Below are 14,527 nucleotides of genomic sequence, written 5' to 3'. Positions count from 1 at the left end.
CGCTCAGAGGGTGAGCGCGCCACCCGGACCGACCACGTAGAGGCCGGCCTCGCCGAAGGCGATCGCCAGCGGAGTGCGGTCCAGCGGCGCCTCGTTGACCAGCGTGCCGCTGGCCAGGTGCCAGAGCCGCAGCGTGTCGTCGGCGTCCCCGGCGGCCACCAGCACCTCGCCGTCCAGGTCCTGGCAGACCAGCGAGCGGACCTCGGCGGTGCCGCCGGGCAGGTCGGCGATGCTGTGGCCGCCCACCACGTCCCAGCCGAGCACGGAGCCGTCGGCGCAGCCGGCCAGCACCACGGCCCGGCCCTCCAGGCTGCCGATCGCCAGCTTCTCGGCGGAGCCCCGGAGCCCGGTCAGGACCGGACCGGCCTGGCCGCCGTCGACGTCCCAGAGCCGGACGGTACGGTCCCGGCCCGCGCTGGCCAGCACCCGGCGGCCGCTCACCTCGCCGATCGCCAGTGCGGTCACGCCGTCCTGGTGGGCCGTCAACTGCCGCAGCGGAGCGCCGTCCTGGCCGTTCCTGATCCGGACGGTGCCGTCGGCCCCGCCGGAGACCAGGACGGTGGCCGCGCCCGGCACCGGCTCCCCGAAGAGCAGCGCGGTGACCGGCCCGGAGTGCGGGGTCGGCACCGAGAGCGGGGCTCCGTCGCGCAGCCGGTGGCAGCGCACCGCGCCGGCCACCGTGCCGCAGACCAGCACCGGCTCGTCCTCGGCGGGCAGCAGCGCCACCGAGCCGACCGGACCGCCGTCGGACTCCAGCGCGTACAGCTCGGAGCAGCTCGCGGCGTCCCAGAGCCGGACCCTGCCGTCGCCGTAGCCGGCCAGCAGCACCGGGCGCCCGTCCAGCTGCCCGGCCGCCAGTGCGTTGACCGGCACCGGGCCGGCGCCGTCCGCCCGCTGCGGCTCGTAACTGCCCACCGGCTTGCCGCCCTTGGTCTCCCAGAGGCGGATCCGGCCGTGCTCGTCGCCGCTGGCCAGCTGCTCCCGGCCGTCCACCGTGACGGTGACCAACGCGGTCAGCCAGCTGCCGCCGGCCGGGCGGCCGCCGAGCGCGGTGCCCGCGTGCACGTCCCAGGTGCGCAGGGTGTTGTCGAGCGCGCAGGAGGCCAGCACCGGGCGGCCGTCCAGCTCGGTGAAGGCCAGGCCGGTGACGGTGGCGGAGTGGCCGGTGAGGAGGGCGACCTCCCGGCCGGTGGCCAGGTCCCAGAGCCGGATGTCGCAGTCCTGGCCGCCGGTGGCGAGCAGTGCCTGGTCGCCGAGCGGGAGCACCGCGAGCGCGGTGACCGGCTCCGAGTGGCCGACCAGCAGGTGCAGCCGGGCCCCCGCGCCGGCGTCCCAGACCCGGACGGTGCCGTCGGGTGCGGACGCCACCACCAGGTCGGCCCCGGCGCAGTGGGCGTGCAGCAGGGCGCGGGCGCCCTCGCCGCCGGTCTCCAGCAGGCCCAGGCCCTTGCCGTCCTCGGCCCGCCAGGCCCGGACCTCGCCCCGCCGGCCGCCGGAGAACACCAGCGGGACGCCCTGGACCAGGCCGGCCGCCACCACCTGGGCGCCCTCGCCGCCCGCGGTGCCGTGCACCAGCGCGCCGTCGGACGCGTCCCAGACCTGGACCGCGCCGTCGGCGGCGCCGACCGCGAACAGCTCCCGGCCCTCGACGGTGCCGAGCGCCACCGCGCTGGGGAGCAGCCCGGCCTCGCCGTCGGAGCCGCCGAGCGAGCCGCCGTCGGGCAGTCGGCCGAGGTCGAAGCCCAGGCCGCCCTCGGCCAGCGCGAAGGCCGGCCGGCCGTCCACCGTGCCGATCGCGGCAGCCGGGCGGACCGCCTCGGCGGTGGCTGCGACCGGCTCCGACTCGACCACCGCGAGCGGGAGTTGGCCGCCGTCCAGCGGCCGGAGCAGCTGGACGGCGAGTGCCTCCAGCAGCCGGGCCACCGGGGGCACCGGGTGCTCGGTGCCGTCCGCCCATCCGGTGTCGCCGACGGTCAGCCGCCGGGCCGCCTCGTCCGCGACCGGCAGGTCGGCCGGCCCACCGGGGGCGGCCCGGAGCGCGGTCAGCAGCCGCTGCCGCACCGCCTGGTCCAGTCGGCCGTACCGCACCGTGTCGCCCTCGGGGAGCTGTCGCAGGAGCTGCAGCGAGCCGTCCTCGTCGATCGTCAACTCCATCCGGCCGATGGCCAGTTGACGCGCCCCGGCGGTGAAGCGAACCTTGCCAGACACAGTGCCCCCAAGAACGTACGGGTCGGAATTCAGCAGTCGGCGGGAGTGGCCCTGGCGGGCTCCCGGGGTGTCAGCAGAGCTCACCTGGCACCACGGTGGCGTACACGGCGTCGTGCAGCGTGTGGGTGCGGGAGCTGCGGAACAGCTGCGGACGGAAGCCGGCCCGGCGGAAGCCGATGAAGGCTCCGACCACCTGGACCGGCATGTTGTCCGCCGCGGCGTAGGCGTCGATCCGCTCCAACTCCAGCTGCTCGAAGCCGAACCGGCAGACCAGCCGGAGCGCGCAGGAGGCCACCCGGAGACTGCGGGCGGCGGGCAGCAGCCAGACCGAGACCTCGGCCGCGCCCTCCTCCGGCCGCAGGTCGACCAGTTCGGCCCAGCCGACGGCGGGCCCGGGGCCGTCGAACACCGCGAAGTACGCGGCCCGGTCGGCGTCCCAGAGCTCGGGGGCGACCTCGGTGATCCAGCGCGCCGCCGAGTCCCGGTCCGGGTGCGGCAGGATGCCCTGCATGAACTCCCGGACCAGCGGGTCGCGCGAACCGGCCACCAGGGTGTCGGCATCCTGCTCGACCGGGCGGCGCAGCTCCACCCGACCGTCCTGAAGTGCCGGAACGGTGCCCGACGAACTCAACCGGCGCACCGAAACCCCCAGCCCTCTCGCGCGTGTGAGCCGTCATCGAAGCACTTCAAACCTGCGACTCTCAAGCCACGACGGGTCTGAGCGGGGGTTCGGCCGAAACACTGCCCGGGCGTACATCCGGTGGGGAGCAGAAAGGGCAAAACAGAGGATCCGGGCGGCCGATCGGCCACCCGGATCCCGGTACTTCCACGCTCGTCCGAGCAGGTCGTGCGTCAGCGCCCGGCGAGCCAGAGCTTGCGCGTCATGGTCCGGTGCGGAATGCCGGCGTCGTCGTAGACCGGCCCCTCGGCGACGTAGCCGAGCCGCTCGTAGAACCCGAGCGCCTGCACCTGCGCGTGCAGCTCCAGCTCGGTACCGCCGTGCTCGCGCCCGGCCCGCTCCAGCGCCCGGACCAGCTCGGCCCCGAGCCCGGTGCCCCGGGCGGCCTTGCGGACCGCGAGCCGGCCGAGCAGCACCCGTCCGGCGATCCCGGTCTTCCCGAGCGCCTCGGCGCCGTGGATCAGCCGACCGGTCCCCAGCGCCATGCCGTCCACCAGCGCGAGCACGTGCACCGAGGTGGCGTCGTACTCGTCGTACTCCAGCTCGGCCGGCACGCCCTGCTCCACCACGAAGACCTCGTGCCGGATCAGCCGGACCAGCGCCAGGTCGATCTCGCCGGCGGCGATCCGCAGTTCGGCCGCCATCAGCTCTCCGCGGAGATGATGTCGAGCGCCCGGCGCAGGTCCTCGGGGTACTCGCTGTCGAACTGCACCCACTCGCCGTCGCCGGGGTGCTCGAAGCCGAGCGAGACCGCGTGCAGCCACTGCCGGGTCAGGCCGAGCCGCTTGGCCAGCGTCGGGTCGGCGCCGTAGGTCAGGTCGCCGACGCAGGGGTGGCGCAGCGCGGACATGTGCACCCGGATCTGGTGGGTGCGGCCGGTCTCCAGCTTGATGTCCAGCAGCGAGGCGGCGCGGTAGGCCTCGATCAGGTCGTAGTGGGTGATCGAGTGCTTGCCGTCCTTGACCACGGCCCACTTCCAGTCCGAGCTGGGGTGGCGGCCGATCGGCGCGTCCACGGTGCCGCTCATCGGGTCGGGGTGGCCCTGCACCAGGGTGTTGTACTTCTTCTCCACGATCCGGTCGTGGAACTGGCGCTTGAGGTCGGTGTAGGCGCGCTCGGACTTGGCGACCACCATCAGGCCGGAGGTGCCGACGTCCAGGCGGTGCACCACGCCCTGGCGCTCGGCCGCACCGGAGGTGGAGATCCGGTAGCCGGCCGCGGCCAGGCCGCCGATCACGGTCGGTCCGGTCCAGCCGGGGCTCGGGTGGGCGGCGACGCCGACCGGCTTGTCCACCAGCACGATGTCGGCGTCGTCGTGGACGATCCGCATGCCCTCGACGTGCTCGGCGACGATCCGGACGGGGGCGGCGGGGGCCGGGAGCTCGACCTCAAGCCAGGCGCCGGCCATGACGCGGTCCGACTTGCCGGCCGTCACGCCGTCGATGGTGACCTTCCCGTCGGCGGCCAGCTCGGCCGCCTTGGTCCGGGAGAAGCCGAACATCCGGGCCAGGGCGGCGTCGAGGCGCTCACCCTCCAGGCCGTCGGGAACGGGGAGGCTGCGGGTCTGCGCTGCGGTACTCACCCGTACGAGTATGCCGGACCCGGCGCCGCCGCCGGACCGCGCGGCGCCGCGGGTGCCCGGCCGAACCGGGCTCAGGCGCTCTTGTCGGCCTTGTCGGTCTTGGTCACCTGGTGCACGGTGCCGTCCGGGTTGCTGCCGCGGAAGGAGAGCAGGACGACCAGGATGCCGCCGCAGACGATGGCGGAGTCGGCCAGGTTGAAGACCGCGAAGTGCTGGACCGAGATGAAGTCGACCACGTGGCCGCGGAAGACGCCGGGCGAGCGGAACAGGCGGTCGGTCAGGTTCCCCAGGGCGCCGCCGAGTAGCAGGCCGAGCGCGATCGCCCAGGGCAGGCTGTAGAGCTTGCGGGCGATCCGCCAGATCACCACGATCACCGAGGCGGCGATGGCGGTGAAGACGACGGTCATCGCCTGGCCCATCCCGAACGCGGCACCGGCGTTGCGGATCACCTGGAAGGTCATCACGTCGCCGAGCACCTCGATCGGCTGGTGCCCCTCCAGCCTGGCCACCACCAGCAGCTTGCTGCCCAGGTCGATCAGGTAGGCGAGCAGGGCGACCCCGAGCAGCAGCACGATCCGGCGGCGGCGGAGCGCCTCCCGGCGGGCCGTCTCCTCCGGCGTGCGGACCGGCGCGGCGGCCCCCTCGGGGCTGCCCGTCGACTCCTGGGGGGTGCCCACCGCGTCCTCCGCGAGCTCGACGGAAGCGGGCTGGACGGAGTCGTCCTGGGTCTGGGGAGAACCTGGAGTGCTGATGATCCGCTCCGCTGCCGAGAGTGAACGAGTAACTGGGGTCGAGCGTACGGTACCGCCCGACCCCCGTGGCCGACTCGTTACCTGCGCTCCTGCTTGGCCTTGCAGGTGACGCACAGGGTCGCGCGTGGGAAGGCCTGCAGCCGGGCCTTGCCGACCGCCTGCCCGCAGGACTCGCAGACCCCGAAGCCCACGCCCTCGAGCCGGGCCAGCGCCCGCTCGGTCTGGGCCAGGCTGTCCCGGGCGTTGTTGGCGAGCGAGAGCTCGCTCTCCCGGCTGATGTTCTTGGTGCCGGCGTCGACCTGGTCGTCGCCCGCGCCGTCGTTGGAGTCGCGCATCAGGCCGTTGAGCGCCAGCTCGGCGGCGGCGATCTCGGTGCGGAGCCGGTCCGCGTCCTCGTTCAGCTCCTGGTGCAGCTCGGCCACCTCGGCCGTGGTCCAGGCGTCCTCGCCGGGGCGGACCGGCAGCTCCGCCGGGTCCACCGACTCGGCGCCGCGCGCCCCGCTCCCCGCCGGGGCGTGGGTGCGGCTGGTGGCCGCCACCCGTCCGGTGCTGGTGCTGGTCTTCCGCCGTGTAGTGCTCACGGTCCCCTCCCCTGAGTCGCCTGCCACGGCCTTGCGCGTCCGCTTGGTGGCGGTAGCACCACTTGCCTTCTCAGCCATGGCTTCGACCTCATCTACGAACGAAACGAACCGCCGGTTCCCGGCGGCCTCCAGTGCCGGAACGATAATCCCCATCGAATCACCCCACAACGGGACATACCGATAGGGACCTGGCTTCCCACCCGGGCAGCCGCCCACGTGGGCGGGGGTCCGCCCGCGTGCTGACCAAGTTGTGCCCAGATCGTCATCGGCTAACCACGCGTGTGAGCGGACATAACGAGTTGTCGGGCCCGATACACTGAGCCTGCAAGGCGCTGATGGGACGAGTACCGACGTACGCAGCCAGGAGCGACCCGGGGATGGTGCGAGCCCGGGGGTGTGCGCGGCGGGAAGATCACCCCGGAGCCGCCGGAAGAGGGGCCCACCAGCCCGTTAGACCCGGCAGCAAGCCCTAAACAAGAGGGCCGCATCGAGCAGCAACGCGGCCAAGGAGGGTGGTACCGCGGGACGGCCCGGCCGTCTCGTCCCTCCGTCGGAAGCCTGTCCACGCATCCGTCGGAGGTAGACCCCGCGATGACCACGTACAACTCCGTACCCGCTCAGGTGGACCTGCCGGTCCTGGAGCACCAGATCCTGTCCTTCTGGCAGGACAGCAAGATCTTCCAGCGCAGCCTGGAGCAGTCCGAGGGCCGCCCGGAGTGGGTCTTCTACGAGGGCCCGCCGACCGCGAACGGCATGCCCGGCGCGCACCACATCGAGGCCCGGGTCTTCAAGGACGTCTTCCCCCGCTACCGGACCATGAAGGGCTACCACGTCGCCCGCAAGGCCGGCTGGGACTGCCACGGCCTCCCGGTCGAGCTGGCCGTGGAGAAGGAGCTCGGCTTCTCCGGCAAGCAGGACATCGAGAAGTACGGCATCGCCGAGTTCAACGCCAAGTGCCGCGACTCGGTGACCCGGCACACCGACGCGTTCACCGAGCTCACCACGCGGATGGGCTACTGGGTCGACCTCGACCAGGCCTACCGCACCATGGACCCGTCCTACATCGAGTCGGTCTGGTGGTCGCTCCAGCAGATCTTCGACAAGGGCCTGCTGGTCCAGGACCACCGGGTCGCCCCCTGGTGCCCGCGCTGCGGCACCGGCCTGTCCGACCACGAGCTGGCCCAGGGCTACGAGACCGTGGTCGACCCCTCGGTCTTCGTCCGCTTCCCGCTCACCTCGGGCCCGCTGGCCGGCACCGCCGCGCTGCTGGTGTGGACCACCACCCCGTGGACCCTGGTCTCCAACACCGCCGCCGCCGTGCACCCGGAGGTCACCTACGTGGTGGCCACCGACGGCACCGAGCGCCTGGTGGTGGCCGAGCCGCTGCTGGCCAAGTCGCTCGGCGAGGGCTGGGAGGCCACCGGCGAGTCGTTCACCGGCGCCGAGATGGAGCGCTGGGCCTACCGGCGCCCGTTCGACCTGGTCGAGATCGAGGACGCGCACTACGTCCTGAACGCCGACTACGTCACCACCGAGGACGGCACCGGCATCGTCCACCAGTCCCCCGCCTTCGGCGCGGACGACCTCGCCACCTGCCGCAAGTACGGCCTGCCGGTGGTCAACCCGGTCCGCGCCGACGGCACCTTCGAGGAGGACGTCCCGCTGGTCGGCGGCGTCTTCTTCAAGAAGGCCGACGAGGCCCTGGTGGCCGACCTGCAGGCCCGCGGCCTGCTCTTCCGCCACCTCCCGTACGAGCACAGCTACCCGCACTGCTGGCGCTGCCACACCGCGCTGCTCTACTACGCGCAGCCGTCCTGGTACATCCGCACCACCGCGGTCAAGGACGCGCTGATCCGGGAGAACGAGGCCACCAACTGGTTCCCCGAGAACGTCAAGCACGGCCGCTTCGGCGACTGGCTGAACAACAACATCGACTGGGCGCTGTCCCGCAACCGCTACTGGGGCACCCCGCTGCCGATCTGGCGCTGCGAGGAGGACCACCTCACCTGCGTCGGCTCGCTGACCCAGCTCTCCGAGCTGACCGGCACCGACCAGGGCGCGCTGGACCCGCACCGCCCGTTCATCGACGACGTCACCTTCGCCTGCCCGACCTGCTCGGCCACCGCGACCCGGGTGCCCGAGGTGATCGACGCCTGGTACGACTCGGGCTCGATGCCGTTCGCCCAGTACGGCTACCCGTACCGGAACAAGGAGCTGTTCGAGAGCCGGTACCCGGCCCAGTTCATCTCCGAGGCGATCGACCAGACCCGCGGCTGGTTCTACACGCTGATGGCGGTCGGCACCCTGGTGTTCGACAAGAACAGCTACGAGAACGTGGTCTGCCTCGGCCACATCCTGGCCGAGGACGGCCGGAAGATGTCCAAGCACCTGGGCAACACCCTCGACCCGATCCCGCTGATGGACCAGCACGGCGCCGACGCGGTGCGCTGGTTCATGGCCGCGAGCGGTTCGCCGTGGTCGGCCCGCCGGGTCGGGCACGGGGCGATCCAGGAGGTGGTCCGCAAGACGCTGCTGACCTACTGGAACACGGTGGCCTTCCAGGCCCTGTACGCCCGCACCGCCGACTGGTCCCCGTCCGGCTCGGACCCGGCCCCGGCCGACCGCCCGCAGCTGGACAAGTGGGTGCTCTCCGAGCTGAACACCCTGGTCCGGGAGGTGGACGCGGCACTGGAGGCGTACGACACCCACCGGGCCGGCAAGCTGCTCTCCGGCTTCGTCGACGACCTCTCCAACTGGTACGTCCGGCGCGGGCGGCGGCGGTTCTGGCAGGGTGACGCGGCGGCGCTGGCGACCCTGCACGAGGCGCTGGAGACGGTGACCCGGCTGATGGCCCCGCTGACCCCGTTCATCACCGAGCGGGTCTGGCAGGACCTGGTCGTCCCGGTCGTCGCCGACGCCCCCGCCTCGGTGCACCTGGCCACCTGGCCGGTCGCCGACGAGGCGCTGATCGACACCGACCTGTCGCGGAACATGGCGCTGGTCCGGCGACTGGTCGAGCTCGGCCGGGCCACCCGGGCCGAGTCGGGTGTGAAGACCCGTCAGCCGCTGTCGCGGGCCCTGATCGCGGCCCAGGGCTGGGACGAGCTGCCCGCCGACCTGCGGGCGCAGATCGCCGAGGAGCTGAACGTCTCGGTGCTGGAGTCGCTGGCGGAGGTCGGCGGTTCGCTGGTCGACACCTCGGCCAAGGCCAACTTCCGGGCCCTGGGCAAGCGGTTCGGCAAGGGCGTGCAGGACGTCGCCAAGGTGGTCGCGGCCGCCGACGCCGCCGTGCTGGCCGCCTCGCTGCGGGCCAACGGCACCGCGGCGGTCGAGCTGAACGGCGAGACGGTGGAGCTCACCCCGGACGAGGTGATCATCACCGAGACCCCGCGCGAGGGCTGGGCGGTGGCCAACGAGTCCGGCGCCACGGTGGCACTGGACCTGACCATCACGCCGGAGCTGAAGCGGCTCGGCATCGCCCGGGACGCGATCCGGCAGATCCAGGAGGCCCGGAAGAACTCCGGCCTGGACGTGGCGGACCGGATCGTGCTGCGCTGGCGGGCCGCCAACGAGGAGACCGCCGAGGCGATCGCCGAGCACGGGCAGCTGGTCGCGGACGAGGTGCTCGCCACCGACTTCCTCGCGGGTGCGGCGGAGTGGACCTCGGAGACCTTCACCGACGAGGGCCTCGGCCTGAGCTTCCAGCTCCGCAAGGCCTGACGGCTCACCCCGAGCCCCGCAAGGGGCTCGGGGAACGGCGACGCCACCTGGCGTGCGGGTCAAAGGCGAAAGCCATGCAGCACGGGTGACCTTGTACGAGGTCGGCGTCGCCCACGCGGCGGAGCCGCACATCAGCAGGGCCCCGAGCCCCTGTCTGCCGGGCCACGTGCCAAAAAACGAGGGCGCCCCCGCGGTGACGATTCGTCACGGCAGGGGCGCCCTCGATGGTTACCGCTTTAGTTGTCGCCGTCCTCGTCGATCAGGAAGCCGCGCATCGGAGCGGGGGCCTGCTGCATCGGCTGCGGGGGCTGCGGCCGGACGGCCGCCATCGGCTGGGTCATCCCGGCCGGCGCCATCTGCGAGGCACCGCTCGGAGCACCGTTCGGCTGGCCGCCGAAGGAGGGCTGACCGTTGCCGCCGCCGAAGGAGGACTGGCCGCCGAAGGACGGCTGGCCCGCACCGGCGAAGGAGGACTGCCCGCCGAAGGACGGCTGGCTGCTCATCGCCGAGGCACCGGCCGGCGGCAGCGAGGCGGTGGCCGGGATCCGCGGCGGGGCGAGCGAGTCGTCCGCCTGCGACTCCAGCTGGCGCAGCTGGGTCTCCAGGTAGGACTTCAGGCGGGTGCGGTACTCGCGCTCGAAGGCGCGCAGGTCCTCGACCTTGCGCTCCAGCGTGGCGCGGGCGGACTCGAGCGAGCCCATCGCGACCCGGTGCTTCTCCTGCGCGTCCCGCTCCAGGGCGTCGGCCTTGGCACGGGCGTCCCGCTCCAGACCCTCGGCCCGGCTGCGCGCCTCCCCGACGATCTTGTTGGCCTCGGACCGCGCCTCGGAGATCGCCTGGTCGGCGGTCTGCTGGGCGAGCGCGAGCACCCGGGCGGCGCTGTCGCCACCGGGAGCCTGCTGCGGCTGCTGCTGCATCGGGCCGCCGAGCGGACCGCCCAGCTGCTGGCCCATCGGGCCGCCCATCGGCTGCAGCTGGCCGCCCATGGTCTGGCCCATCTGCTGCTGGCCCATCGGCTGCAGCATCTGGCCGCCCATCGGCTGCACCAGCTGCTGCTGGCCGCCCATGGTCTGGCCCATCTGCTGCTGCATCGGCTGCTGCTGCATGGGCTGCATCTGCTGCTGGCCGCCCATCGGCTGGCCCATCGGGCCACCCTGACCGGACGGGAGCTGCGGCGCACCGGACGGCAGGCCGAGGGGCTGGTTGCCCATCTGCTGCTGCATCTGCTGCTGGCCGGGGCCCTGCTGCATCTGGCCCTGGCCGGGAACCGGCGGGCCGGATATGGCGGCGGGGACAGGAGCGCCCTGGCGGCCGTCCTGCGGCTGCTGCTCCTTGCGCATGTTGGCCTGGTTCTGCGCGGCGGCACGAGTGGCCGCGGCGAGCTTGGCCCGCAGGTCCTCGTTCTCGCGCAGGAGTCGGGTCAGCTCGGCCTCGACCTCGTCGAGGAAGGCATCGACCTCGTCCTCGTCATAGCCTTCACGCAGCCGGACGGTCGTGAACTGCTTGTTCCGAACGTCCTCGGGGGACAGTGACATCTCTTCACCTCAACGTGATCGTCGGCACACCGGCATCCTGTCGCAGCGCTCAAGACGGCAGAGTCAGCACGAGCGATCTCAGGACAAACACAATGATCATCAGTACGAAGAAGGACAGGTCGAGCGCCACGCCCCCGAAACGCAACGGCGGAATGAATCGCCGAAGAAGCTTGAGCGGCGGATCGGTGACAGTGTACGTGGCCTCCAGCACCACGACCATGGCCTTCCCCGGACGCCACGAGCGGGCGAACTGGAAGACCCAGTCCATGACAAGACGGAAGAGCAGGACCAACAGGAAGGCACTCAGCGCATAGAAGAGCACTCCCCGCACGATCCCCATCGCGTCTCCCTGTCCCATCCCCGGTCGAACCGGACAAACCGTCAGTCACGTACTACTGCCACGAGATCCACCGAGAAGTCGTGGTCGGGTCAGCTCTGGTTGAAGAACCCACCCTCGGCGATCCGAGCCTTGTCCTCCGCCGTTACATCGACGTTAGCAGGCGACAGCAGGAACACCTTCTGTGTCACTCGCTCGATACTGCCGTGCAGACCGAAGACGAGTCCAGCGGCGAAGTCTACGAGCCGCTTCGCATCCGTGTCGTCCATCTCGGTCAGATTCATGATCACCGGGGTGCCGCCACGGAACTGTTCCCCGATGGTACGGGCCTCGTTGTAGGTCCTCGGGTGCAGCGTGGTGATGCGGTAGGGCTCTCGTTCGTTGACGACCTTGGGCATGATCACCGGGGTGCTCTTCTCCAGGTTTTGGCGGCGGTCGGGTGTGATGGACGACACTGGGGCCATCCGCGGCTGCTCCTGCCGGATCGGCACGGCGGCCGGGACGGGTTGGGGCGCGATGTGGGCGACCGGCGCCGGCGCGGCGGGTGCCGCGACCGGGCGCTCCAGGCCCTCGGTCCGTCCGGTCCGGATCGGCTCGGGGTCCGTGTCGTAGTCGTCGTCGGGGTCGTAACCCTGGCCGTCGTACGTCTCGTCCTCCACGAGGCCGAGGTAGACCGCCATCTTGCGCATTGCGCCGGCCATGCTCCTGTCTCCTCCGCTCTGTGGTGGATCGCCACCGGCTTCGCCTGCGGATTCCGCACGGCACCCGACGCTCCGTCATAGAGTGGGGGTGGCTGCGGATTTCGATCGATCCACGGTTCGCTAGCGCTGTAGTCAGCTGCTAGGTTCTGTCCTGTTTTGTCCTGCAGTCTGATCTACTACCCGGTGACGTTACCGGAGCGTTGACCGCACTCCGAGCACCGCCGTACCGACGCGCACATGTGTCGCTCCGGCGGCCACTGCCTGCTCCAGGTCACCGCTCATCCCTGCCGAGACCATCGTGGCAGTCGGATGGCTCGCCCGTAGGCCGGTTGCGATTTCCGCCAGCCGCTCGAACGCCTTCGCCGGATCGCCGGCCAGCGGCCCCGCCAGCGGAGCGACGGTCATCACACCGGCCATCCGCAGCCCGGGCGTGTCGGCGATCGCGTCGGCCAGTGCGGCCACCTCGTCGGGCGCCACCCCGGCCCGGCCCTCCCCCTCGCCGGCCTCCTTGTCCAGGGCGACCTGGACCAGGCAGCCGAGCGGCGGGCGCCCGGCGTTGGCCACCGCGGCGGCCAGCGACTGCACCAGCCGGAGCCGGTCCACCGAGTGCACGTGGTTGGCGTAGCGCACCACCGAGCGGACCTTGTTGGTCTGCAGCTGGCCCACGAAGTGCCAGTCCAGCGGCAGTTCGCGGCAGAGCTCGGCCTTGGGCCCGGCGTCCTGGTCCCGGTTCTCCGCCACGTCGGTGACGCCGAGGGCGGCCAGCAGGGCGGTGTCCTCGGCCGGGTAGGTCTTGGTGACCACCACCAGCCTGACCTCGTCCCGGGCCCGTCCGGCCGCCGCGCAGGCGTTCGCGATCCGGCGCTCCACCACCTCGAGGTTGGCGCCCAGCTCCTCGTACCTGGCGCGCTGACCCTCGGTCAGCCCGGCCAGGAACGCCGGGCCGCCCGGCTCAGGTCCGTACAAGTCAGTCACAGTCGCCCCACCAGGTGTCGGCCAGAGAAAACCAGATAATCGCACCCAGGACCGCACGATGCCCACCGTGTTCCCGTCCGGAACGGGGACACGGTGGGCATCGGTGCGGTCGGTTACTTCAGGAAGTCCGGTACGTCGAGCTCCTCGGCCGGGTTCTCCAGCAGCGGCTGCCGGACCGGCTGCACCTGCGGGGGGACCGGCGGAGCGGTGGTGGTGGTGCCCTCGTTGTCCTTCGGACGGTCCGTCACCGAACCGATGCTGCCGTAGGACGGGCGGCCCGCCGGGCGCTCCGGGGTCGAACCACCGGCGGCCGGCGTGGACTTCACCACCGGGTCGCGGACGATGGCGGGCGGCTGGCCGCCGTCGAACCCGGCCGCGATCACGGTGACCCGGACCTCGTCGCCGAGCGCGTCGTCGATCACCGCGCCGAAGATGATGTTCGCCTCGGGGTGCGCCGCCTCGCTGACCAGCTGGGCCGACTCGTTGATCTCGAACAGGCCGAGGTCGGAGCCGCCGGAGATGGAGAGCAGCACGCCGCGGGCGCCGTCGATGGACGCCTCCAGCAGCGGCGAGGAGATGGCCATCACGGCCGCCGCCTTGGCGCGGTCCTCGCCACGGGCCGAGCCGATCCCCATCAGGGCCGAACCGGCGTCCGACATGACCGACTTGACGTCGGCGAAGTCGAGGTTGATCAGGCCCGGGGTGGTGATCAGATCGGTGATGCCCTGCACGCCGGAGAGCAGCACCTGGTCGGCGGAGCGGAACGCGTCCAGCACGCTGACCTGGCGGTCGGAGATGGAGAGCAGCCGGTCGTTCGGGATCACGATGAGGGTGTCGACCTCCTCGCGCAGCCCGGCGATGCCGTCCTCGGCCTGGTTCGCCCGGCGGCGGCCCTCGAAGGTGAACGGCCGGGTGACCACGCCGATGGTGAGGGCGCCGAGCGAGCGGGCGATGTTCGCCACCACGGGGGCGCCACCGGTACCGGTGCCACCGCCCTCGCCGGCCGTCACGAAGACCATGTCGGCCCCCTTGAGGACCTCCTCGATCTCCTCGCGGTGGTCCTCGGCGGCCTTCCGGCCGACCTCGGGGTTGGCCCCGGCGCCGAGGCCCCGGGTGAGTTCACGGCCCACGTCGAGCTTGACGTCGGCGTCGCTCATCAGGAGGGCCTGCGCATCGGTGTTGATCGCGATGAACTCGACGCCCTTGAGACCGACCTCGATCATCCGGTTGATGGCGTTCACACCACCGCCGCCGATACCGACGACCTTGATGACTGCGAGGTAGTTCTGCGGTGCTGCCACGTCGAAGGCCTCTCGCCTCGAGATTCCGGGTCGGCTTCCCCCCGTTTGTGAGGGCCGACGGATGTCGATGGGTGGGGAGCCCGGGTATTTCCTGACTGTATGTCCGAAATTCCGACCACCGACCCGAACCCTAAACTTGACCTTTAGGGTTGTGGC

The 14,527-nt window shown here is 71.9% G+C and carries 12 protein-coding genes; 1 reads left to right on the top strand and 11 read right to left on the bottom strand.

Features of this window, described 5'->3' with window-relative positions:
• Positions 1-3 precede the first annotated feature (3 nt).
• The 6 genes from ABT118_RS20215 to ABT118_RS20190 form a co-directional block, all read right to left on the bottom strand.
• A complete protein-coding gene (locus ABT118_RS20215) occupies positions 4-2,208 on the bottom strand; it encodes a WD40 repeat domain-containing protein (RefSeq protein ID WP_350670269.1) in 2,205 nt (734 codons plus the stop codon).
• Positions 2,209-2,278: 70 nt separating this feature from the next.
• Positions 2,279-2,797 (bottom strand): GNAT family N-acetyltransferase, encoded by a 519-nt coding sequence (locus ABT118_RS20210; protein ID WP_350670266.1) that lies wholly within the window; start codon positions 2,795-2,797, stop codon positions 2,279-2,281.
• Positions 2,798-3,060: 263 nt separating this feature from the next.
• Positions 3,061-3,531: a GNAT family N-acetyltransferase gene (locus ABT118_RS20205; protein WP_350670263.1), complete on the bottom strand. Its 471-nt coding sequence runs from the start codon at positions 3,529-3,531 to the stop codon at positions 3,061-3,063.
• Complete coding sequence (locus ABT118_RS20200; protein ID WP_350670261.1) at positions 3,531-4,469, bottom strand: RluA family pseudouridine synthase; 939 nt, start codon at positions 4,467-4,469, stop codon at positions 3,531-3,533. Before ABT118_RS20200 ends, ABT118_RS20205 begins: the two co-directional genes overlap by 1 nt.
• Positions 4,470-4,540: 71 nt before the next feature.
• Complete coding sequence (gene lspA, locus ABT118_RS20195; RefSeq protein WP_502884611.1) at positions 4,541-5,224, bottom strand: signal peptidase II; 684 nt, start codon at positions 5,222-5,224, stop codon at positions 4,541-4,543.
• A 74-nt stretch (positions 5,225-5,298) separates the two neighbouring features.
• Entirely contained in the window at positions 5,299-5,802 is a 504-nt protein-coding gene (locus ABT118_RS20190; protein ID WP_350670257.1) for a TraR/DksA family transcriptional regulator, read from the bottom strand.
• Positions 5,803-6,393: 591 nt separating this feature from the next.
• Between ABT118_RS20190 and ileS the strand changes: the two genes are divergently transcribed.
• A complete protein-coding gene (gene ileS, locus ABT118_RS20185) occupies positions 6,394-9,522 on the top strand; it encodes an isoleucine--tRNA ligase (protein ID WP_350670255.1) in 3,129 nt (1,042 codons plus the stop codon).
• Positions 9,523-9,758: 236 nt separating this feature from the next.
• Here the strand turns inward: ileS and ABT118_RS20180 are convergent, their stop codons facing one another.
• The 5 genes from ABT118_RS20180 to ftsZ form a co-directional block, all read right to left on the bottom strand.
• On the bottom strand, positions 9,759-11,057 hold the full coding sequence (locus tag ABT118_RS20180) for a DivIVA domain-containing protein (protein ID WP_350670253.1): 1,299 nt from the start codon (positions 11,055-11,057) through the stop codon (positions 9,759-9,761).
• Between the two features lie 49 nt (positions 11,058-11,106).
• Positions 11,107-11,397, bottom strand: a complete 291-nt coding sequence (locus ABT118_RS20175; RefSeq protein ID WP_057233071.1) for a YggT family protein — start codon at positions 11,395-11,397, stop codon at positions 11,107-11,109.
• 89 nt (positions 11,398-11,486) lie between these two features.
• The gene (locus ABT118_RS20170) at positions 11,487-12,095 is read right to left on the bottom strand and encodes a cell division protein SepF (RefSeq protein WP_350670250.1); all 609 of its coding nucleotides are present in this window, start codon (positions 12,093-12,095) and stop codon (positions 11,487-11,489) included.
• Positions 12,096-12,284: 189 nt separating this feature from the next.
• Positions 12,285-13,028 (bottom strand): YggS family pyridoxal phosphate-dependent enzyme, encoded by a 744-nt coding sequence (locus tag ABT118_RS20165; protein WP_502884610.1) that lies wholly within the window; start codon positions 13,026-13,028, stop codon positions 12,285-12,287.
• Between the two features lie 155 nt (positions 13,029-13,183).
• Positions 13,184-14,371 carry a cell division protein FtsZ gene (gene ftsZ / locus ABT118_RS20160; protein ID WP_350670247.1) on the bottom strand — a complete coding sequence of 396 codons (1,188 nt, stop codon included), beginning with the start codon at positions 14,369-14,371 and terminating at the stop codon, positions 13,184-13,186.
• Positions 14,372-14,527 lie beyond the last annotated feature (156 nt).

The sequence above is a fragment of the Kitasatospora sp. NPDC002040 genome (assembly GCF_040296785.1).
Classification (GTDB): Bacteria; Actinomycetota; Actinomycetes; order Streptomycetales; family Streptomycetaceae; genus Kitasatospora.
The sequence above is the reverse complement of the archived record's forward strand: the minus strand, read 5'-3'. Positions and strand labels throughout refer to the sequence as shown.